Genomic DNA, 20,391 nt, shown 5'->3' with positions numbered 1-20,391 from the left:
TTCAAGTATCCTCTTCAGACACTCGATATACAGGATTTAGTTCATGCTTTTCAATTATTTATGACTTTTTCTCACCCACAAATTCTCATGAGGACCCATATTTCTTGAGTCAGGAAGTTGTGGACTTTAGCGGCGACGTATATCAACTCTCCCGCCGGGGTGAATTTCATCTGCAAGGTAAAGCCCAAAAGCAGGAGGTGTAGGCACTAATTGTTCCGATGTACCAGGAGGCATAGCGAAGCTGGGTCTTGCGATCTCTCTTGCTATGGCCGCCACTTTCCATCTCCATCCGTTCTACCGGTATTCCTCGAAAAAACCGTTCTTTGAACGATGCTTGACAAAAAGACACTTGGATGATATAAGAGAGTGAACGCTCACTCTCTCGGATTGACCGGCCCCCTGAAAGCGGCGGATTTTTTGAGAGGGGTATCTTTTGCGAGGTCAACAACAAATGGCTTCGAAAACTTTCTCGAATATCTCAAAGGAGAAGCAGGACCGCGTGTTGCGGGCGGCGCAGGTGGAATTCGCCGCGAATGGTTATCATAAGGCGAACATCAACGACATCTGCGAGCGCGCGGGCATCAGCAACGGCGCGCTGTACAAATATTTCAAGAACAAGTCAGACCTTTACGAGGCCGTCATCATGCGCCAGGTCGAGGGCAAGGATGAGTACATGCGCTCCGTGGTCGCGAGCGACGCCTCGTGCCTCGGGAAGATACGCATGCTCATGGAGAACACGCAGACCGACGCGGACGCCCGCAACGACACCTTCCGTATCCTGCTCCAGCTTGGAACGTCGGACATGGACTCTTTCGCGCGAAAGGTCACGCGGCGCATCGAGGCGACCTCGGTCAAGTACTTTCGCGCCATTCTCACCCAGGGCATCGAGCGGGGCGAAGTTCGTTCGGATATCGATGTCCCCATGATCGCTCACATTGTGGGCGGCCTTTGCTTCTTCCTCTACTCGGGGTTCGTCTCGACCTATCATTCCCTTCGGCTGGAGGAATACTTTGGCGTGCCATTCACCGGAAAGAGGAAGAGCCACACGCAATATGTTGACAGGATGCTCGGCTGGCTCGAGGAAATTCTCTCGCCGGCGGAGCGGCCCGGAGCGAACGCATGAAGAAGAACGGGATGCTCATTTTGGCACAGGTCGACCACCTCACCGGCGAGGAGTTGGGCTACGCCATCGACCAGATCATCGCCCGAGGGGCCGAAAATGTGTACGTCCTGCCGGGAATTACGAAGAAAAGCCGCTCGGGCTGTCTTCTCTTGCTCGATATCGACCCCGCCAAGGAGGCCGATTGGGCGAGCTTTTTGGCCGAAGAATTTTCCATCTTCGGCTATCATCAGATACAGACATGTCATTACTGCACGCCGCAAACGCTCAAATGCGTATGAGGCGACCATTCGGAAGGGCGATTTGTCGATTGCGCTCGACATTCGTTTCAAGGCGCGGGAAGGAGACGGAGGTAACGCGCGAGCCGAGCACGCGGACGTCGTACGCGCTCGCGAACGGGTGAAAGAAGAATTCGGTTTGAATGTTTCATTGGCAAAGATGCGCGCGCTGCTGGAAGCACACGCCGCAAGAAATGAGAATGGTTTTTTTACGATTCAATTTTAGGCTTTGTTTTTGCTTGGGGACAGTCCCGAATCTATGGCCGAAAAGACACGGCCCGTAATTCTTGTGACAGTCCCCTTTGGCTTGGTTCGCTCCTTTGGGGGGAAGGAATTCGGATATGCAACCAGAAGTTCTCGCCGCTATGACGGCTTCGATAGCCGATGTTGACCTGATGACGTGTGACCGGTTGGAGGCCCTGTCCAAGGGCCATGGGATGCTCACTCTGGCGGTCTTTTCGATCGCCAATGTGATCGCCGAGGAATTCCTGCGAGGCAAGACATTGAAAGTTACTGCGGATAATGCGCCTGAGATACCACTCGATGATGTCCTGGCGAAATGTATCGCCGCCGCTCGCGCGGCCGGGGCGGATTCGGCTAACGCCGCTTTACTGAGCGCGACTCTGCTTTATTTCGCCGGCGCGAATGTTCAAGCGGGTGTGGCCGCAGGCAATCGAAAATTGGGTGCGATGGCGCGTATGATCGCCGGCGCAGACCGCTGCGGCGTAATGTCGGTGCCGACTCCGAAATTGAATAATAAGATTTCCGGATTCCCCGCGGTCCAGGCCATTTATCGCGCCATGGAAGAAAAGAAGTTAAGCCCCATCGATGGCTCGCTTGTGCCCAATGGCGTGGCGCGCGGCCCTATTTACGGTCATTCCGCTCTTGGCGAAGATCTTGTGTATCCTGCCCTGGCCAAAGAGGGCGCCCGCATTGGCGCGGAGGCCATGATGAAGGCGTTCGCCGGGGCCGGCATGCAGCCGAACCGCATCATGTCCGCTATTTTCGGCGCAGCCGCAATCCTTGAGATCGTTCATCCCGACGCCCGCGTCGCGGCCGAATATGGCGACTACCGCAAGATCAACACAACGCACCTGGCCGGGCAGGGCGCTGTCTCTGCGACCGGGCTGCCGGAGACGCTGACCATCAAAGGAGTTGACCGAGTGGTCGACACCGCTAAAGTGGTTGGCGAATTGGGGCTGATGCTTAAGGATATCGGCGCGCCGACCGTCATGGCGATGATTACCTTCGACGATATCCTCGGCTGCTTCAAGGAAGGCGGCATGATCGGGTGCGGAGGAGGGTCGGGCCCGGTCGCGAGTGTGCTCAGCCGTGTCACCACCGACGCAATCATCGCCTTGCTCGCCTTTATAAACCATGAAGGCGACGAGGAGAAAACGGCGACGACCGTGCACGATGTGCGCGATGAGTTTTTCATGGATCCGGAGACCGCAAAAGTCTCGGCCAACGTGATGGCCCGCAAGGCCGAACAACTGCGGCGCGGGCCGATAACCCGCTCCATTATCCGCGGCACCGAAGGAGTCCGTATCGAGGCCGTCCGTCGAAGAGCTGTAAGCGCATACGCCATGCTCTCCAAAGGGGCCACGCTCGAATCGGTCGTCAAGACCTTCGATGAGCAACGTCAGGAGACCATCGAGAAAGGCGGGAGCCGATATTTTCTCCGTACCAATGGAATAGAGGTCGGCATCAAATTCACCAAAATCGCCTGCGGCGCCCGTCGAAGCGAAGATATTGCGAAGCGGTATCTCAGTTTCAACGTTGACGCCGACGTCGAGGTAACTCTCGGAGAAGAGACCATCCGTTTCGAGGGACTCGCGCACAGGGTTATCCCCAAGGCGATTCAGGAACAGGATGGCATGATTTTGGCCTGCATCCCTTTTGCGGCAGTTCCCCTGAACGAGATACTTATGGGATCGAACATCATCCTCAACATCACGGTTCCGGCCGCGGTCGCGGCCGCGATGGGAATGCATTCGCCTGCGGAAGCTGCGAGGCTTGCCGAGGCCGGAAGCTTTATTTCGACTGCGATTCCAGGAGCACGCGAGCGGGCCGAGAAGGTGGCTCTTCTCGCGCAACGGATGACGGCGCAACTGGATGGTGATAAAAGTCCGGGGACGTAACGGCAAATTCCGACATAGGTCCAGATTCTTGACAATTATGGTTGCTCAAGGACAATAAATGAAGCTGGTTAAGTTTCTGAATTCCATTTGAGTTTTCGCTGTGATTTTGTTAACATGATCAGGGCGTGGCTTCCCAACGGGGGGCCGCACGAAATTACTCACAAGATGGATATCTTTGGCCGGGAGCGGCTTGATTATCCCTCCCCACAAGGAGAGCCACTACAATGAGCACAATCGACGTCATCAACTGGGTGGGAAGACATAAGGCGGTGAGGCCGGTGGGGCTGTTCTTGCGGCGGGCGACCTCCGGCAAAAGCTTTGCGCAGATGGCGGCAGGCTCAGGTCGCAGGATCGGTTCACCGATTATGGGGGCTTATCTTGCGCCGCTGACGGGGACGACGGTCAAGCAGAACCTGACGGATGGGCACGTGATGTTCGGGACGATAGAGAAGTATGTGACTACGTTCAAGCCTGATTTCGTCATGTGCACATTTCCCGATCTTGCGGCGGAGGCCGAGGCCTGCGGCTGTGAAGTTACCATCCCTGAGAACGCGCTGCCCTCGGTGAAGGTTCATCCGATCCAGACGCATGAGGACATGAAGAATCTGCGGATTCCGGACCCGTACAAAGACGGGCGATTGAAGGTATTCATTGACGCCACGAAGCTGTTCACGAGACGTTTCACTCTTCCGAAAACGGCGGCGGCGGCCGGTCCATTCACGCTTGCCGCCGAGCTGATGGGAGTGGATATCATAACGCGAAAGATCATCAAGGAGCCGCCGCTCGTTCATGAGGTGATGGAGTATTCGCTCCAGGTGGTCCAACGGTATTACATGGAGTTGATCAAGGCCGGCGCCGACGTGATCGGGATTGCGGAGCCGACGTGCAGTCTGCTTTCGGCGAAGGCGTTTGCGAGCATGGTCCTTCCCTATCTTCAACGTCTCACAAAAAGCACACCTGTGCCCTCTACCATTCACATATGTGGTCGCGCCGGGCATCTGGTCGAGCTGATGTGCAAGACGGGGGTTACTGGTATCAGCGTCGATTCGCCGACCGATCTGATGAAGATCAAGGATAAGGTGCCGCCGGATATCATTATCCTTGGCAACATTGCGCCGGTGGAAGTTCTTATGTTGAAGAAGCCGGAGGAAGTGCGGGCTGTGGTGATGGAGATGCTGACAGCAATGGAGGGAGTACCCAATTTTGGTCTTCTCAGCGGCTGTGATCTTCCTGTCGGAACGCCTCTTGAGAATGTTCAAGCAATGATCAATGCCGTGAAGGAATATCGTACAATGCAGCGGGCTTAAAGGAGGAGCAAGGGGATTACGTGCACAAGCAAGTGATATTTCAGCCGTCCGGCCGGCGCGGGCAAATCGAGCGAGGGAAGAACCTGCTGGAGGTATCGCGCGAACTGGGGGTGGATATAGAATCCATTTGCGGAGGCAAGAAAACGTGCGGCAAATGCAAGGTGCGCGTGCAGGAGGGCTTTTTCGAGCGCCACGGCATTGAATCGCGGTACGATCACCTCACGCCGCTTACGGAAGAAGAAAAGAAAGTATTGTCGCCGGACGAAATCGCCAAAGGATATCGGCTTGCGTGCGCGGCCCATATTCAGGGGGATCTGCTGATACATGTTCCCGAGGAGAGCCGTGGTGGACAGCAGGTGGTTCGGAAAGAAGTGACACTTCGGAAGATAGCGTTGAATCCGGCGGTCAAGACCTACCATGTCAGACTGGAAAAACCCACGCTTGCCGACCCACTGAGCGACTACGAGCGCCTGCTGAAAGGGCTGGAATCGCAGCATCGCCTGCATGGTCTGCGAGCGGGAAGAATTTTCATGGCGCGGCTCCCGCATGTGTTGCGTGAGGGGAACTGGGAGGTGACGGTTGCGGTCTGGATGGGAAAAGAACTTCTGGGGGCGGTTCCGGGTTCCTCGATGAAATGTTTCGGTCTGGCGGTGGATATTGGCACGACGACGGTTGCCGGCTATCTGTGCGATCTCTCGAATGGAGACGTTGCCGCGGTCCATTCGCTCATGAATCCGCAGGTCGCTTATGGTGAAGACGTCATGTCGCGCGTTACCTATATCATGACTGCGGACGGTGGACTGAGCGAACTGCACCGGGAGATCATAGGATCTCTCAACCAGATAGTTGGCAGCGTATGCACGAAGGCTTCAATTCAGCCGGATGACATTCTCGAGATGTGCATTGTGGGCAATACCGTGATGCATCACATCCTCTTGAACATCTCTCCGGTGGGCGTCGGCGTTTCCCCATTTGCTCCGGCGGTGCAGTCCGCTATCGACCTGAAGGCAGCCGAATTGCAAATCGGGATCAATGGAGCGGCCAATGTGCACGTTCTGCCGGTGGAGGCCGGATTCGTTGGCGCGGATAACGTCGGCGTTCTCATCGCGGAAGCCCCCTATGATAAAGATGAGATGCAACTGATAATAGATATCGGCACCAATGGAGAGATTCTTGTTGGCAATCGCCATAAGATCTTGGCTGCCTCATGCGCGACGGGACCGGCGCTCGAGGGCGCCCACATCAAGCATGGAATGCGGGCGGCGCCTGGCGCGATTGAGCGGGTGCGCATTGCCCCGGGGGGGCTGGATGTCGAATACCGGGTCATTGCGGGTGATAATGGTGAGCATGCGCGAGGCATTTGCGGGTCGGGTATAATAGACGCCATTGCGGAGATGTTCAGGGCCGGCATCGTCGAGAAGAGCGGCCGATTCAACAAGAGCATCAATTCGCCCCGGATTGTGGTCGATGGCAAATCCAGAGAATTCGTCCTTGTGCCGAAGGAGAAAACTTCGATCGGGAAGAACATCACGATCACGGCCGGAGACGTTCGCGCGGTTCAGCTTGCGAAGGGGGCGATATACGCCGGCTCAAAAATTCTGATGAAGCGCCTCGGGATTCAGAGCGTCGATCGGGTGGTATTGGCGGGCGCATTCGGGAGCTATATCGACCGGACGTGCGCGATGCTGATGGGTATGTTTCCCGACTGTCCGATTGAGAACGTGATCGCGGTCGGCAACGCAGCCGGCGACGGCGCGCGGATGGCGCTGCTGGATATCGGAAAAAGGAAAGAGGCCGCTGAGCAGGCCTGTCGCGTGGAATATGTTGAATTGACTCTGGAGAAGGATTTCGAGCGGGAATTTGTAGAGGCGATGCATTTCCCCCACATGCATGATGCCTTTCCAAATCTGAAAGAGCTTTTGCCGACGGAGTGATTTGAACATGAATCCTTTCGGTCTTGATGCGGGACAGAGAGTCTGCGACATTGGAGGCATACGAGTAGGCGGCCGCCCGGGAACGAATCCCGTCCTGCTCATCGGCTCGATGTTTCACAAGGGCGACAGGCTGATCGCCAGCAGGAAAACGGCGTCATTCGACAAAGACGCCGCTCGGGCTTATCTGCAGAAGCTGCGGGAATTATCTTCGAAGACATCCATCCCGGCCTGTATCGATGTTGTAGGAAACGGCGTGGCCGAATTTGACGCATATCTTGAATTTCTGGCGCAGGAGACACCGGCCCCCCTTTGTATTGACGCATGGAAAGTTGATGTTCGCATGGAGGCTGCAAGAAGAGCGGGGGCAATTGATATCCTTGACAGGCTCATTTACAACAGCCTCAACCCGTGGAGTCCGGATCTGGAGCGTGAGGTGCAAGAGATTGCCGAGATCGGGGTGAAGCATGTCATAGTCGGCGTGTTTGATGAAGCCGACAAATTCTCCAGCGGCAGGATAAGATCGCTTGAAGCGATGTTGCCCGTGATCGAGAGAGGATGCTTCTCCAGCATCCTCATTGACACCACGGTCATGAATGTGGCGGCGATGGCGTTCTCTCTTCGGGCTGGGGTTGAAATCAAGCAGAAGTTCGGGCTGCCAGTCGGCTGCGCTCCCGCAAACGGCACGTATACATGGAAGCAGATTCGCGCGGGAGGCTCGCGCGAGATATTTGCGGGCGCTGACGCCGCCGCTCATGCGATCGCGGCTGTGTGGAGCGATTTCCTTTTCTACGGCCCGATGTCCGGGACGGAACGGGCATTCGCGGCGGCCGCAGTAGCCGATTCGATAAAGGCGCTTTACACCTTTTCCGATTCCCGGAAATTATCGGCGGCCGAATTTCACCCGTTGCGGCGTCTATTCCCGGAATTTGTCGATCAACTTGAGCGGCCGCAGAAACAAGTGAAGGAGTAGCATCACGTGGCTTCGCAACAAAATATACGGCAGAAGGCGCTTAACCTTTTACAGGGGAAGCGCGACAGCGAGTTTTTGTGTTTCAGCGGAATGGGGAATGTTACGACTGAGGGGATGAAGGCAACGGGAATACGTTTTGCCCAGGCGCATACCGACGCCGGCAAAATGGCGAAGCTGGCGGCGACTTCGTTCCGGCTGTTCGGATTCCAGTCTGCGGTTGTTCCGTTCGATGTTGCAATCGAGGCGGAACTGCTGGGTTGTCCGATCAATTTTTATACGGAAGTGGACCCGCAGGAGATACTGTATCCGACGGTCAAGGAAAAGACGATATCGTCGGCTGCCGGAATCCGGATTCCATCCGATCTTGCCAACGCTGGGCGAGTGCCGATGGTGAGACAGGCGCTGAGTCTGCTCAAGAGCGATGTCGGCGGGGAAATTCCGATTGGAACCTACATCATGGGCCCGTTCACCGTAGCAGGCCAGACGATGGAACTGGATCACCTGCTCAAGCTGTGCCTGAAGAAGCCGGAGGAGGTCTCGGAGATCCTTGGGATTTATTCATCGCTGATCGTTGAGTTGGCGAAATCATATTTTGCGGCGGGTGCGGATTATATAACGATTCGGGAAATGGGGGCATGCTCGGACGTGCTGCGGCCGACTCTTTTTCGAAGTCTTGTCGAGCCGCATCTAAAGGATATTTTCAGGAAATCGGCGGGTCCGCTCGTTCTCCACATCTGCGGGAAATCAAACGGAATCATTGATTCAATGAACGGGTGCGGTGCGTCTGCGCTGAGCGTCGATCAGAAGAACGATCTGCGCCAGACGCGCGAGAGCATCGGGAAAGCTCCCGTTGTCCTCGGCAATTTTGATCCATATAACGTGCTGGTGCGGGGGACGCCTCAGGACGTCAGGCGCGCTGTTGCTCACTGTATTGAAGATGGGGTGGATGCTGTCTGGCCCGGCTGCGATATCTGGCCCACCGCTCCGCGGGAGAATATGGAAGCGCTGATGGCGGCCGTCGCCGCCGGTCGACGAGAGCGGAAGTGAAAAGGAAGGAATCTAGTTATGGCGGATGAAGCCAAGCGCGAAGAACTGCTGAAGAGACTTGCTGACGGTGTATGGAAATTCGAGGAAGAAGAAGTCGTCGCTGCCGCGAACGAGGTTCTTGCCGCAAATCTGGATGCGTATGACGCAATTATTAACGGTCTGGCCAAAGGAATGGAAGAGGCCGGCAGGCTATGGGAAGAGGAGGAGTATTTCGTCCCCGAACTCCTCCTTTGCGCCGATGCCCTGTATGCCGGCCTCGATATTCTTCGGCCCCATGTGAAGATTGAAGATAAGGCCAAGTCAAAAGGCGTTGTCGTAATTGGAACGGTTCAGGGCGACGTGCATGACATCGGGAAGAATCTGGTCAAGATGATGTTTGAAGTGGCCGGTTTTGAGGTTCATGACCTGGGTAAGGACGTCGAGCTCGAGAAGTTCGTCGAGGAGCAGTTAAAGACGAATGCAGCGCTGGTTTGCCTCTCGGCGATGATGACCACATCGATGCTCGGGATGGAGCGGGTGATCAAAATGATCCGCGAGCGGAATCCAAACGTGAGAATCATGATCGGCGGCGCCCCGGTCACTCAGGAGATCGTATCCAAATTCGGTGCGGATGCGACTGCCGATAACGCTTCCAATGCCTTGAAGGAGGCTCTGAGGATGGTATCTTCGCTGCGGACTATGCAGTAGGGTCCGGCAGATAAGGAAGCAACGGCTCTTCGCCTTTTCCGGAAGTACTAACCCTCCCCCGGCGCACAACTTCTCTGCAGCGGGCGTTCAAACGGATGTCGTTATGATGCGTTGCTGCGGTTGCTAAAACAAGTTGTGCCGAGCTTGAAATTTCACCCATGAAGTGGCTATAATATTGGAAATGTCTCCTCGAAAGAAAACAGCGGACGATGATTTTTCTATTCTCTCATCGGTTTGCCAGCACAATGTTTCTCTTGACGTACGTCCGATGGGAGAAAAATCCACCGAATTCTACCGCAGCAGTTTTCTGGCATTTCAGCGGGACGCTATTCCTCCTGTCCTGGTGATTCAGGCGCCGACGTCGAAAGGAAGGATCATCTTATTACGGCCGGGGCAGAAGATTAAACTTGTTTTTGTCCACAACGGAGTCATCTATTCCTGTGCTACAGCTATCTTGGGAAGGGTTCGGCATCAGCTAAATCGGGAAATTGATGTGGCTGCCCTGCAACTGCAAGTACCCGCAGCACTTGCGACAGGCAAGATCAGGAGTTTCTATCGGCTTTCCATCCCGAGGTCGCGTTCATTGGAAGTCATGGTTGGCATCTATACGGGAAAAAGGGGAAAACAGCAGAGGATACGTTCGCGCGAAAAGGCGTATATGACTGACATAGGCGGAGGCGGAATGGGCTTTCGCATAGCGGAGGGAAGAAGCCTTCTTCTGGGGGTGGACACGAGGTTGTCTCTTTCCTTTCGACTTTCTGAAGAAGATCAACCGATCAGGCTCTTGGGCAAGATCGGTTTCTATCTGCGGCGAAGGGACGTGCGCGAAGTTTTTTTTGGAGTTCAGTTTATAGAGGTTGATTCAGATATTGCATATAAGAGAAATATTGATAAAATACTACGATACGTTGCGGAACAACAGAGGATCAGCCTTCAAAGTCGGCTCAATGCCATTCAATAGAATGAATCAGGAGGGATTCGATGAAAAGACTTTTTACGGCGGGCGCGTCTCTCTGTGTGGCAGGGTTTCTTGCGGCTATTGCCTTTAGTGTGCACGCTTCCGAATCGCCCAAACCGGCCGCACAACCACAATCGGCGCCGAAAATTGTGTTTGAAAAACTGGTGCACGACTTTGGTAAAATGGGCCCGGACGAGACCGTAAAATACAAATTTCAATTCAAGAACGCCGGCAGTGGGACACTGAATATCGGAGACATCAAGACCACATGCGGCTGCACCGGCACATTGCTGTCGCAACGTGAGATTCCGCCGGGCGGCAACGGTTCGGTTGAAGTGAGCTTCCATTCCGGCCGCTCGGGGGGGCAGCGGAGGAAAGCCATATTTGTGAGCTCGAATGATCCCGGCAGCCCCTCCGTAAAACTTGAGATCATTGCCAACGTTTTGGTGCCGTTGGAGGTAAGGCCCAGCACTCTGTATTGGGTTGCGGAGCTCAATGAGAAGTCATCACGCACCGTGGACCTGCTTTACAACCCGGAACTGCAGGTGAATATCAAGAGTCTCGAGCTGTCGTCTCCCGCCTTCACCGCCTCATACAGGCCGGCCGATCAACCGGGAGTAACCGGCTATCGGATTGATCTGCAATACGATGGGAAACTGCCGGTCGGCAACTTTCAGGAAAGACTCACCATACTGACCGATAACGCTTCTTATCCCAAAGTGCTCGTGCATTTGCGGGGAAAGGTGGTTGGGCCGGTGAAGGTGATACCTGACGCCGTCGCATTTGGAGTGATCAACGAGAATCTCCCGCTGACCAGGGTCATTCGTCTACATAGCACGAACAACAAGGAGTTTACGGTTACCGGTGTTGAATCGACCAATCCCTTGATAGCCTATGAACTTGAGCAAAAAGAGCAGTCTCGTTTCTTTGAGATAAAAGTCTCAATAAATCAGAAGCCGCCGGCCGGCGCCTTTTCGGAAAAGTTATACATCAAGACCAACGATTCTAGCTATCCAGTCATTGAGGTACCCGTGTTTGCACACGTGAAGTAGTAATCTTTTCTGAATTTACCTCACGGAGGAGGATGTATTGCCTCCTCCGGGCAGGTTCCGATTTCCCAACCTGCAGATACAATCAGATCTACTCGAGAAACGGAAGTTTGTCCTTCTTCCGATAAACCAGAGCCTGGCAGGTTGCCAGGAGAGTATTATCCTGGTTCTGGACCGTGATATAGTAACTGGCAGTTCGGTTTGTTCTGTGCACTTCTTTTGCTTCTGCTCTCAGAGCATCACCGGGCGATGCCGGTGCAATGTAGGTTATACTCATATTCAAGGCGACCGCCATGGTTCCATGGGAGTTCGATGCAGTCTCAAAGGCTTCGTCGATGAGGGCGAATATAGCGCCGCCATGCGCCATTCCGAAGAGGTTTTCCATGTCGGGCGTAAAGGTCATTGTCACAACCGAGTAGCCTTCAGCCAGTTCAGCGAGCGCAAGCTTCATTTTTTGGGCGAACGGTTCATCTCGCACCTTTTTACGGATCGCTTCGAATACTGCACTGCTCATTCCGGGCCTCCTGGAGATTTTCTTTGCCGATAATAATGGCTCCTATAATACTCGCCTCGTCCACCGCAGTCAAAGGGACGTGCGGAAGCATTTGGAAGCACCTTCTTTTGGCGCCCCTTTATTGACTTCTTTTTGCGGGGCATGATATACTGCCGCGGCTGCAAATGTAGAGGGGATCATCATGTTCTGTATCATGCTCCTTTATCCCTGGTATAACCCCTACCAAGAGGTGCAGCTTTCGAGGCGCGTTCGCAAAGCACATGACAGACGCAACTTGTATCCTACTTTTTCTGCAGGCGCTATTGGGGAACTCTTTTGGATGAGGAGAAGTGGTCAAGATGATTTGGGATGAGAAACATGAATGCATGCCGAGAGAACAGCTTCGGGAATTGCAGCTGACGCGCCTGAAACGGGTAATTCGGCGCGTTCATAAGAATGTTCCCTACTTTCGCAAGAAGCTTGACGATTTGGGGCTAAGCCCCTCGGACATCAAGACTCTCGAAGATCTTCAGAAGCTTCCATTCATTACGAAGCATGAATTGCGAGAGACGTATCCATTTGGCCTTTTCGCTACTCCGCTGAAAGACGTGGTGCGGATACATTCTTCCTCGGGCACGACCGGGAAGCCGGTTGTGGCCGGTTATACGAAGGCGGATTTGAATCTATGGGCCGAGTTGATGGCGCGCACGCTTTCGGCGGGTGATGTGACTGCGAATGACGTAGTGCAGAACAGCTACGGGTACGGCCTGTTTACGGGCGGATTGGGCATCCATTACGGAGCTGAGAAAGTCGGGGCGACGGTCATTCCCATATCGGGCGGCAATACAAAGAGGCAGTTGATGGTCATGGAAGATTTTGGGGTGACGGTTCTTGCATGCACTCCGTCATACTCGCTGCAGATTGCCGAAGTCGCCGAGGAAATGAACATCGATATGAGCCGGCTGAAGCTTCGGGTGGGCGTGTTTGGCGCCGAGCCCTGGTCGGACACGATGCGCTCGGAAATCGAAGAACGGCTTCGCATTACCGCGATGGACATCTACGGGCTCACTGAGGTAATCGGCCCTGGCGTTGCGACAGAGTGCCAGCATCGGTGCGGCCTGCATATTTTCGAGGATCATTTCATTCCCGAAGTGATCGACGCCGATACCGGGAAAGTACTGCCCGAGGGGTCGATCGGGGAGCTCGTCTTGACCTGCGTGACCAAGCAGGCTTTTCCCGTTATACGATTCAGAACGCGGGACATCGTCAGTCTCCGGTACCAGCCGTGCGAATGCGGGCGGACTCTTGTGCGGATGAATCGGGTGACGGGTCGAACCGATGATATGCTGATCATCCGGGGCGTCAATGTCTTTCCATCTCAGATCGAACATGTTCTGGTGGGCTTCGATGAGGCCCAACCTCATTACCAATTGATTGTGAGAAAAGACGGACCGATGGATACGCTCGAGGTGCAAGTTGAAGTGAGTGAGGAGATTTTCTCAGACGAGATCAAGAACCTGCAACTGATTGAGAAGAAGATAGAGCACGAGATACAGAGCATGCTCGGCATTCATGCGAAGGTGACTTTGGTCCAGCCGAAGACCATCGAGCGCAGCATGGGTAAGGCAAAACGAGTCATAGATTTACGAAAGGAAGGAGGGATAGCCGGATGAAGGTAAAGCAGATTTCAGTTTTTCTTGAGAATAAGATCGGGCATGTGCGTATGGTAACGGACGAATTGACCAAAGCCAACCTGAATCTGCGCGCCATCTCCCTTGCAGACAGCAAGGACTTCGGCATCCTGCGGATGGTGGTCGAGGACCCGGAGAGAGCGCACGCCGTTCTGCGAGCCGCCAACCATGCGGTCAAGGAGACCGATGTCATTGCAGTTGAGGTTCCGGATCACCCGGGTGGGCTATCGGATTTGCTGAAGACAATGGAAGGTTGCGGCGTCAATATCGAATATATGTACAGTGTGCTCGAGCGGAAGAGCGACAAGGCGGTAATCATTCTCCGGGTTGAAAACACGGACGAGGTGATTGAGAGTCTGAAAAATCAGAAATTGAGATTATTATCCTCAAAGGAGGTTTACGGCGTTCTCTAGGAATCGGCGAGTTTTGGCCCTGCCCAGTAGGCGGGTCATTTGGTTGTCGGATACGCGTGATAATGGAGGTAGGGAGAATGAAAAAGACTGTACTAGCAGCATTGGTTCTGTGCCTTGCACTGAGCGGGAGCCTATTCGCAGCCGATGCGCCCGAACCGATTAAGATTGGGGCGGTCTTTGCCGTTACCGGTAAAGCGTCCTGGCTGGGCGAGCCCGAGCGGAATACGGTGAAGATGATTGAAGCCGAAGTGAACGCGGCGGGCGGCATCAACGGCAGGCCGATACAGGTAATTGTTGAGGATGATGCAGGCCTCGAGCCGAACACGGTGAATGCAGTTAAGAAGCTGGTGGCAAAAGATAATGTGGTCGCCATTGTAGGGCCTACCACAACCGGGACGACGATGGCGGTCAAGCCGATTGCCGAGGAATATGGGGTGCCATTAATTTCCTGCGCGGCGGCTGAGGCGATTGTGAACCCGGTGTTCAAATGGGTGTTCAAGACTCCTCAGAAAGACAGTGACTGTGCCGTACGCATTTATGAACATATGAAAGCCAAAGGGCTCACGAAAGTAGCCATAATTACCTCCACGGACGCTTTTGGGGCGACCGGCAGAGCGCAGCTCCAGGCCTTTGCGCCGGTTATGGGCATCGAGATTGTCGCGGACGAGAGCTATGCCCCGTCGGATACTGATATGACTGCGCAATTGACCAAGATTAAAGGTACGCCCGCACAGGCTTTGATCAATTGGTCCGTCGGGCCTGTCCAAGTGGTTGTCGTCAAGAACGTGCGACAACTCGGCATGACGATTCCGCTTTACCAGAGCCATGGTTTTGGGAATCCGAAAAACATTGAGGCATGCGGTGCTGCGGGTGAAGGCATCATTTTTCCTGCGGGGCGGCTTCTGGTTGTCGAGCATCTCAAAGACGATTTACCCCAAAAGGCGGTCCTGGCGAAGTACAAGTCGGAGTACGAGGCGAAATACAAAGACCAGGTAAGCACATTCGGCGGGCACGCGTTCGATTCGTTATGGCTCGTCATTGATGCGTTGAAAGCGGTCGGTCCGGACAAAGCCAAGCTCCGGGATTACATTGAGAACAGGAAAGGCTTCGTCGGCACCGGCGGGATCTTCAATTTTTCGGCTGAAGATCATTGCGGCCTCGACAAGAATGCATTCGAGATGATGACGGTAAAAGAGGGCAAGTTCATGCCTCTCGGCATTTAGTTCCCGCGCATCAACACCGGGAAGCGCATAACTGAATTCTCACTGCTGACAGACCAGGGGCACGGGCAGCCGTGCCCCTGCCATTCATACGGGCGGGCGCTTCCGGATAACAGGATCACGTGATGGACGTTCTCTCAAGGACTCTTCAGTATCTATTCACGGGCGTCGCCATCGGCAGCATTTATGCAATGGTGGCGCTCGGTTTCAACATCATCTATAACTGCACGGGTATCATTAATTTTGCGCAGGGCGAGTTCGTAATGCTGGGCGGGATGTTTATGGTTACTTTGACCACCGTGTGGAAGCTGCCCTTGCCAATCGCTTTCCCGATCGCGGTCGTGCTTGTTGTTTTGGTCGGGGTTGGATTCGAGCGCGTGGCAATTCATCCGTTAAAAGCTCCGTCGGTTCTCGTATTGATCATGATAACCATTGCGGGCTCGATTTTAATAAAAGGAATAGCGATGTTCGCATGGGGAAAAGAGGCGCGTTATCTTCCCCATTTCTCGGGTGAGACGCCGATCGCCGTGCTCGGGGCGACGATTCTTCCGCAATCGCTGTGGGTGTTGGGCAGCCTTGCTGCAGTGGTGTTGGGGCTTGCGTGGTTTTTCAATCGAACGCTTATGGGGAAGGCAATGCGGGCGTGCGCTCATAACCCCGCGGCGGCTCGGCTTGTCGGCATAAGTGTGAAGCAGATGGTGACCATTTCCTTTGGTCTTTCCGCGGGGATAGGAGCGGTTGCGGGAATCGTGATTACTCCCATAGTGCTGATGGATTACCAGCGCGGCGCGATGCTGGCTCTCAAAGGATTCGGTGCGGCCATTCTCGGCGGGCTTGGCAGCGGGCCGGGCGCGGTGGTGGCCGGTCTACTGATAGGGATATTGGAATCATTGGGAGCGGGGTACATATCATCCCATTATAAGGACGCGATTGCGCTGATCGTGCTTCTGGCGGTGCTTTTTATTCGCCCCAGCGGATTGCTCGGAGATACGGAAGCACAGCGGCTGAAGAAATTTTAGGCAGTGTCCGGGAAAACGGGAGCAGCGTGGGCAAACGAAGTTATCTCCTAGTGGTCCTTTTTATTGCGGTGGTAGCGGGCCTTCCCCTTGTCATGCGGAATCCCTACTACCTGGGGATGCTGGTATTCGTCGGAATCTATTCGATGATGACGATATCTCTTTGCCTGCTGTTGGGATATGGGGGCCAGATATCACTCGGGCATGCGGCCTTTTATGGTATAGGCGCCTATGCTTCCAGCCTGCTCAGCGCGCGAGTGGGCCTCTCTCCCTGGATCGGGATCCTGGTCGCCATGTTTATTACCGGAATCTTCGCCTTCCTGATCAGTGTGCCGGTCCTGAAGCTGCGTGGGCATTACCTGGCGATGGCGACCCTTGGTTTCGGTGAGATCGTTTACATCTTCTTCAATTCAGCCGTGGAGCTAACAGGCGGCCCCTCGGGCTTCGGCCAGATTCCCCGGCTTTCGGTCTTCGGTTTCGTCTTTAAGCGTGATATCGATTTTTATTATCTTGTCTGGGCGACCGTTGTGGTTTTACTGGTCTTGATCCTGAATGTCATCCATTCGCGGGTCGGCAGGGCCTTGCGCTCGATACACGGGAGTGAGACAGCCGCCAACGCCATGGGGGTAGACACTGCTTCGATCAAGATGAAGGTGTTCGTCTTCAGCGCCGTGATTGCCTCTATAGCCGGCAGTTACTATGCACATTATGTCACGTTTATCAGTCCGACAACGTTCGATGCCAACGTGTCGATTCTGCTTGTCACAATGGTCGTTGTGGGAGGGATGTCAAACGTATGGGGCGCCTTGCTCGGGGCGCTGCTGCTTGCAACACTGCCCGAGTATCTTCGCACCTTCGGCGACTACGACATCCTTATCTATGGCGCGGTGATGCTGATTATCATGATGTTTGCTCCGGAAGGACTGGCGGGGATACTAAGCATTATCAAGAGGCGATTCAGCCGGCAGTTATACCGGCAGGGCGCGAGCTGATGGAAAGAAAGAATTCTGCGCTGCTGAAAGTCGACCGGTTGACCAGGCGCTTCGGCGGAGTCCTCGCTTTGAACGACCTCAGTTTTGAGGTGAGCGAATGTCAAATCAAATCGATTATCGGGCCGAACGGGGCCGGCAAAACAACGTTGTTCAATCTGCTCACCGGCCTGCTTCCGCCGAGTAGCGGCAGGATCACTTATGGGGACAGGGAGATCGGCGGGAAAAAGCCGTACGTCATAGCTCGCATGGGTGTTTCCAGATCTTTTCAGAACGTGGAAATTTTCGATAACATGAGCGTCATGGAGAACGTGATGCTGGGTTTTCATTGCCGAACCCGGTACGGCGCCTTCAGTAATGCTTTCAGGAGAAGAAAAGCCGTTGAGGAGGAGAAGTACATACGAGAAGAGGCATTACAGAAGATGGAGATAGTCGGCTTAGGCTCCGAGGCTCACTCCTCCCCCGCTTCGCTGCCATTTGGTAAGCGGCGCCTGGTGGAATTCGCGCGTGCGCTCGCGACGTCTCCGAAGTTGCTTCTTCTGGATGAACCGGCTTCCGGCTTGAACATGCGGGAGACCGACCAAATTGCAAATTTGATCTGCAAGATCAGGGATTCAGGCGTCACTGTGATGCTGGTCGAGCACGATATGTCGGTGGTAATGGAGATTTCCGATCATGTGCTTGTCCTCGATTTCGGGACGAAGATTGCCGAGGGCAAGCCGCGGGACGTTCAGCGCAACGAGGAAGTTATCGCACGGTATTTGGGACGCACGAATCACTATGCTGAGAATCCAAAATCTTAAGAGCTATTATGGCCGCCTGCAGGCCCTGCGAGGAATCAGTCTCCATGTGGGCAAGGGTGAAATCGTTACATTGATCGGCGCGAATGGCGCGGGGAAATCGACCATCTTGAATACGGTGGCCGGGCTCATCAGCCAGAGCGAGGGCACCATTCTCTTTAACGAGAAGGATATCCGGGGGCTTCCGCCGGAAAGGATCGTCAAGCTCGGTGTGGTTTTGGTGCCGGAAGGGCGTCAACTTTTTGCGCCTATGTCGGTTTCCGACAACCTGCTGCTCGGTGCGTACCTCAGATACAAGAACGGCAGCCGGCATGAACTTGATGAAGATCTCGAAATGATTTTTACCCTGTTTCCGGTCTTGAAAAATCGGCGGAGCCAGCTTGCCGGCACTCTTTCCGGCGGCGAACAGCAGATGCTGGCAATCGGCCGGGCCCTGATGTCGCGCCCCCGCCTCATGTTGCTGGATGAACCGTCGATGGGGCTTGCCCCGAAGATTGCAGAAGAGATTTTCGACACGATTGTTCAACTGAAAAAGCAGGCGGTTACGATCCTGCTTGTTGAACAAAATGCGCGCATGGCGCTTTCCATTGCAGGGCGGGGATATGTTATTGAAACCGGACAGGTCGTTGTAGAGGGACCGAGCAGCGATCTGCTTCGCAATCATGATGTCGAGCGCGCATATCTGGGAAAGACGTACGAGAAAATCTGGGAGTGACGAACAAGCTTACAGCCCCAGCCACGAGCCTGAATTTTGGCGCAGCAAAAAAAATTAGAAGAAGAAAAGGAAATTCTGATATACTTTTTGCCGAAGGGTAAGATGCCGTTCCTCACACGAGTGCGGGCATAGCGATTATGGGTGCACGGAATCCAAAATCCTCTCTGGCTGCCCGGGACGAGATCGAGCAGCTTCAGCTCGAGCGGCTCCAGGCGGTGCTTCATCGCGTCTATAAGAATGTCCCGTTCTATAAGGAATCCTTCCGAGCCTGCGATTTCTATCCTGATGACCTCACCCATATCGATATCCTCAACAGATTGCCGATGACCGACAGGAGCACGTTGGTCAAGAACCATCCCTACGGCATGTTCGCCGTCCCGCTGCGCGAGGTCATTCGTCTGCAGTGCACATCTTCCGTTGCGGGCGAGGCAATCGTTGTAGGTTTCACCCGCAATGATATTGACCATTGGACTGAACTTGCCGCACGCTCTCTTTCATATGCTGGAATCGGTCCGGATGACGTCGTCCAGATGTACATTGGATACGGGCTGTTTCCGAGCACGCTCGGCCTTCATTATGGCGCGGAGAGACTCGGGGCCACGGTGATCCCCGGCTCGCACATGTCGCCGGAAGCCGCTTTTCTGACCATGAAGAACTATCGAGCGAGCGTTCTGGTCACCACACCGCAAAAAGCTCTCCGGCTGGTGGGATACGTCCGGCAGAACCACGGCGGAGGGAAGGCGCTCATGCTTCGAGCGTGCGTACTGGTTGGACAGTACTGGTCGGAATCGCTTCGCTCGAAAGTCGAGGAGGTGCTGTGTTCGCCGGTTTTTGGCTGTTACGGTCACAGTGAATTTTATCCGTCGGCTGTAGCGGCTGAATGCGTGAAGCGGGACGGGCTTCACATCTTTGAGGATCATTTCATTCCCGAGATCATTAATCCGGCGACAGGGGCATCTGTTGCGGGCGGCGAGGCGGGCGAATTGGTGATTACCACGGTAACGAAAGAGGCGTTTCCGCTGATTCGCTATAGGACCGGCGACATCACCAGACTCGAGTACGGATTGTGCGAATGCGGGTCGGGCTTTGTGCGGATGGACCGTGTCTCGAGGCGAACGGATGACATGCTCTTCATCGGAGGGATCAGTATTTTGCCGTCGCAGGTAGAACAGTTTATCAAGGATGCGGTGGGGGGCATACAGGATGCGCCGGTCTATCAGCTCGTGGTCGAAGGGAGCGAAACCAGCGAAACCCTCGAGATCCTTATTGAGGTAAATGACGCGTTTTTTTCCGATCAGCTTCGTATTCTGAGAGAAATTGAAACAAAAATACAGGGCGAACTATTCGACGCGCTCGGTGTCAGCGCGAAGGTGCGCCTGGTTGAACCGGGCGCTCTTGCCGAGAAGCGCAAACACGGTCGCATAGTCGACCGGCGGGACTCCGCCTCGAGGGCTTCAGAAGGATTCGAATAAAGTTCGCTCGGCAAAAAGGGGGGTGATACTTCGAGACCATTGGGGATAAAGCCTATTTCCCGAGGAAGTGACACAGTACAAGCAGTAGAAT

The 20,391-nt window shown here is 54.5% G+C and carries 20 protein-coding genes; 19 read left to right on the top strand and 1 reads right to left on the bottom strand.

Going from position 1 to position 20,391, the window contains the following annotated elements; translation table 11 throughout:
* The first annotated feature begins 451 nt into the window (after positions 1 to 451).
* The 11 genes from C4520_10550 (at position 452) to C4520_10500 (ending at position 11,494) form a co-directional block, all read left to right on the top strand.
* Positions 452 to 1,123, top strand: a complete 672-nt coding sequence (locus C4520_10550) for a TetR/AcrR family transcriptional regulator (protein ID RJP21147.1) — start codon at positions 452 to 454, stop codon at positions 1,121 to 1,123.
* On the top strand, positions 1,120 to 1,401 hold the full coding sequence (locus C4520_10545) for a DUF111 family protein (protein RJP21146.1): 282 nt from the start codon (positions 1,120 to 1,122) through the stop codon (positions 1,399 to 1,401). The genes C4520_10550 and C4520_10545 overlap by 4 nt, the downstream gene beginning before the upstream one ends.
* 22 nt (positions 1,402 to 1,423) lie before the next feature.
* Positions 1,424 to 1,624, top strand: coding sequence for a hypothetical protein (locus tag C4520_10540; protein RJP21145.1), 201 nt, complete (start codon positions 1,424 to 1,426; stop codon positions 1,622 to 1,624).
* Between the two features lie 115 nt (positions 1,625 to 1,739).
* A complete protein-coding gene (locus tag C4520_10535) occupies positions 1,740 to 3,539 on the top strand; it encodes a hypothetical protein (GenBank protein ID RJP21144.1) in 1,800 nt (599 codons plus the stop codon).
* 224 nt (positions 3,540 to 3,763) lie between these two features.
* Entirely contained in the window at positions 3,764 to 4,846 is a 1,083-nt protein-coding gene (locus C4520_10530; GenBank protein RJP21143.1) for a hypothetical protein, read from the top strand.
* Between the two features lie 20 nt (positions 4,847 to 4,866).
* On the top strand, positions 4,867 to 6,780 hold the full coding sequence (locus tag C4520_10525) for a DUF4445 domain-containing protein (protein RJP21142.1): 1,914 nt from the start codon (positions 4,867 to 4,869) through the stop codon (positions 6,778 to 6,780).
* A 7-nt stretch (positions 6,781 to 6,787) separates the two neighbouring features.
* Positions 6,788 to 7,750 (top strand): tetrahydromethanopterin S-methyltransferase subunit H, encoded by a 963-nt coding sequence (locus tag C4520_10520; GenBank protein RJP21141.1) that lies wholly within the window; start codon positions 6,788 to 6,790, stop codon positions 7,748 to 7,750.
* Positions 7,751 to 7,774: 24 nt separating this feature from the next.
* On the top strand, positions 7,775 to 8,797 hold the full coding sequence (locus C4520_10515; protein RJP21149.1) for a methyltransferase: 1,023 nt from the start codon (positions 7,775 to 7,777) through the stop codon (positions 8,795 to 8,797).
* 18 nt (positions 8,798 to 8,815) lie between these two features.
* Entirely contained in the window at positions 8,816 to 9,484 is a 669-nt protein-coding gene (locus C4520_10510; GenBank protein RJP21140.1) for a cobalamin-binding protein, read from the top strand.
* Between the two features lie 181 nt (positions 9,485 to 9,665).
* Positions 9,666 to 10,445: a flagellar brake protein gene (locus C4520_10505; GenBank protein RJP21139.1), complete on the top strand. Its 780-nt coding sequence runs from the start codon at positions 9,666 to 9,668 to the stop codon at positions 10,443 to 10,445.
* A gap of 20 nt (positions 10,446 to 10,465) precedes the next feature.
* The gene (locus C4520_10500) at positions 10,466 to 11,494 is read left to right on the top strand and encodes a DUF1573 domain-containing protein (GenBank protein ID RJP21138.1); all 1,029 of its coding nucleotides are present in this window, start codon (positions 10,466 to 10,468) and stop codon (positions 11,492 to 11,494) included.
* Between the two features lie 88 nt (positions 11,495 to 11,582).
* Here the strand turns inward: C4520_10500 and C4520_10495 are convergent, their stop codons facing one another.
* Entirely contained in the window at positions 11,583 to 12,005 is a 423-nt protein-coding gene (locus C4520_10495) for a hotdog fold thioesterase (GenBank protein ID RJP21137.1), read from the bottom strand.
* A gap of 338 nt (positions 12,006 to 12,343) precedes the next feature.
* On the opposite strand from C4520_10495, the gene C4520_10490 reads away from it, so the two are divergent.
* The 8 genes from C4520_10490 to C4520_10455 all read left to right on the top strand — a co-directional run bounded on the left by C4520_10490 (position 12,344) and on the right by C4520_10455 (position 20,300).
* The gene (locus C4520_10490) at positions 12,344 to 13,657 is read left to right on the top strand and encodes a phenylacetate--CoA ligase family protein (GenBank protein RJP21136.1); all 1,314 of its coding nucleotides are present in this window, start codon (positions 12,344 to 12,346) and stop codon (positions 13,655 to 13,657) included.
* On the top strand, positions 13,654 to 14,088 hold the full coding sequence (locus tag C4520_10485; GenBank protein RJP21135.1) for an amino acid-binding protein: 435 nt from the start codon (positions 13,654 to 13,656) through the stop codon (positions 14,086 to 14,088). Before C4520_10490 ends, C4520_10485 begins: the two co-directional genes overlap by 4 nt.
* Positions 14,089 to 14,165: 77 nt before the next feature.
* Positions 14,166 to 15,311, top strand: coding sequence for an ABC transporter substrate-binding protein (locus C4520_10480; protein ID RJP21134.1), 1,146 nt, complete (start codon positions 14,166 to 14,168; stop codon positions 15,309 to 15,311).
* Positions 15,312 to 15,433: 122 nt separating this feature from the next.
* The gene (locus tag C4520_10475) at positions 15,434 to 16,327 is read left to right on the top strand and encodes a branched-chain amino acid ABC transporter permease (protein RJP21133.1); all 894 of its coding nucleotides are present in this window, start codon (positions 15,434 to 15,436) and stop codon (positions 16,325 to 16,327) included.
* Positions 16,328 to 16,419: 92 nt separating this feature from the next.
* A complete protein-coding gene (locus tag C4520_10470) occupies positions 16,420 to 17,316 on the top strand; it encodes a branched-chain amino acid ABC transporter permease (GenBank protein RJP21148.1) in 897 nt (298 codons plus the stop codon).
* The gene (locus C4520_10465; protein RJP21132.1) at positions 17,316 to 18,116 is read left to right on the top strand and encodes an ABC transporter ATP-binding protein; all 801 of its coding nucleotides are present in this window, start codon (positions 17,316 to 17,318) and stop codon (positions 18,114 to 18,116) included. Before C4520_10470 ends, C4520_10465 begins: the two co-directional genes overlap by 1 nt.
* A complete protein-coding gene (locus C4520_10460; GenBank protein RJP21131.1) occupies positions 18,094 to 18,828 on the top strand; it encodes an ABC transporter ATP-binding protein in 735 nt (244 codons plus the stop codon). The genes C4520_10465 and C4520_10460 overlap by 23 nt, the downstream gene beginning before the upstream one ends.
* A gap of 137 nt (positions 18,829 to 18,965) precedes the next feature.
* The gene (locus C4520_10455; GenBank protein ID RJP21130.1) at positions 18,966 to 20,300 is read left to right on the top strand and encodes a phenylacetate--CoA ligase family protein; all 1,335 of its coding nucleotides are present in this window, start codon (positions 18,966 to 18,968) and stop codon (positions 20,298 to 20,300) included.
* Positions 20,301 to 20,391: the final 91 nt, after the last annotated feature.

It is taken from the genome of Candidatus Abyssobacteria bacterium SURF_5 (genome assembly GCA_003598085.1).
GTDB lineage: Bacteria > Abyssobacteria > SURF-5 > SURF-5 > SURF-5 > SURF-5.
Note: the sequence above shows the minus strand (reverse complement) of the source record. Positions and strands in the feature narration are given on the sequence as shown.

Bases quoted from the DNA above. Each gene is read 5' to 3' on its own strand.
- C4520_10550 (RJP21147.1), top strand. From the start codon at position 452: ATGGCTTCGAAAACTTTCTCGAATATCTCAAAGGAGAAGCAGGACCGC.
- C4520_10545 (RJP21146.1), top strand. From the start codon at position 1,120: ATGAAGAAGAACGGGATGCTCATTTTGGCACAGGTCGACCACCTCACC.
- C4520_10535 (RJP21144.1), top strand. From the start codon at position 1,740: ATGCAACCAGAAGTTCTCGCCGCTATGACGGCTTCGATAGCCGATGTT.
- C4520_10530 (RJP21143.1), top strand. From the start codon at position 3,764: ATGAGCACAATCGACGTCATCAACTGGGTGGGAAGACATAAGGCGGTG.
- C4520_10520 (RJP21141.1), top strand. From the start codon at position 6,788: ATGAATCCTTTCGGTCTTGATGCGGGACAGAGAGTCTGCGACATTGGA.
- C4520_10510 (RJP21140.1), top strand. From the start codon at position 8,816: ATGGCGGATGAAGCCAAGCGCGAAGAACTGCTGAAGAGACTTGCTGAC.
- C4520_10505 (RJP21139.1), top strand. From the start codon at position 9,666: ATGTCTCCTCGAAAGAAAACAGCGGACGATGATTTTTCTATTCTCTCA.
- C4520_10500 (RJP21138.1), top strand. From the start codon at position 10,466: ATGAAAAGACTTTTTACGGCGGGCGCGTCTCTCTGTGTGGCAGGGTTT.
- C4520_10495 (RJP21137.1), bottom strand. From the start codon at position 12,005: ATGAGCAGTGCAGTATTCGAAGCGATCCGTAAAAAGGTGCGAGATGAA.
- C4520_10490 (RJP21136.1), top strand. From the start codon at position 12,344: ATGATTTGGGATGAGAAACATGAATGCATGCCGAGAGAACAGCTTCGG.
- C4520_10485 (RJP21135.1), top strand. From the start codon at position 13,654: ATGAAGGTAAAGCAGATTTCAGTTTTTCTTGAGAATAAGATCGGGCAT.
- C4520_10480 (RJP21134.1), top strand. From the start codon at position 14,166: ATGAAAAAGACTGTACTAGCAGCATTGGTTCTGTGCCTTGCACTGAGC.
- C4520_10475 (RJP21133.1), top strand. From the start codon at position 15,434: ATGGACGTTCTCTCAAGGACTCTTCAGTATCTATTCACGGGCGTCGCC.
- C4520_10470 (RJP21148.1), top strand. From the start codon at position 16,420: ATGCGGAATCCCTACTACCTGGGGATGCTGGTATTCGTCGGAATCTAT.
- C4520_10465 (RJP21132.1), top strand. From the start codon at position 17,316: ATGGAAAGAAAGAATTCTGCGCTGCTGAAAGTCGACCGGTTGACCAGG.
- C4520_10460 (RJP21131.1), top strand. From the start codon at position 18,094: ATGCTGAGAATCCAAAATCTTAAGAGCTATTATGGCCGCCTGCAGGCC.
- C4520_10455 (RJP21130.1), top strand. From the start codon at position 18,966: ATGGGTGCACGGAATCCAAAATCCTCTCTGGCTGCCCGGGACGAGATC.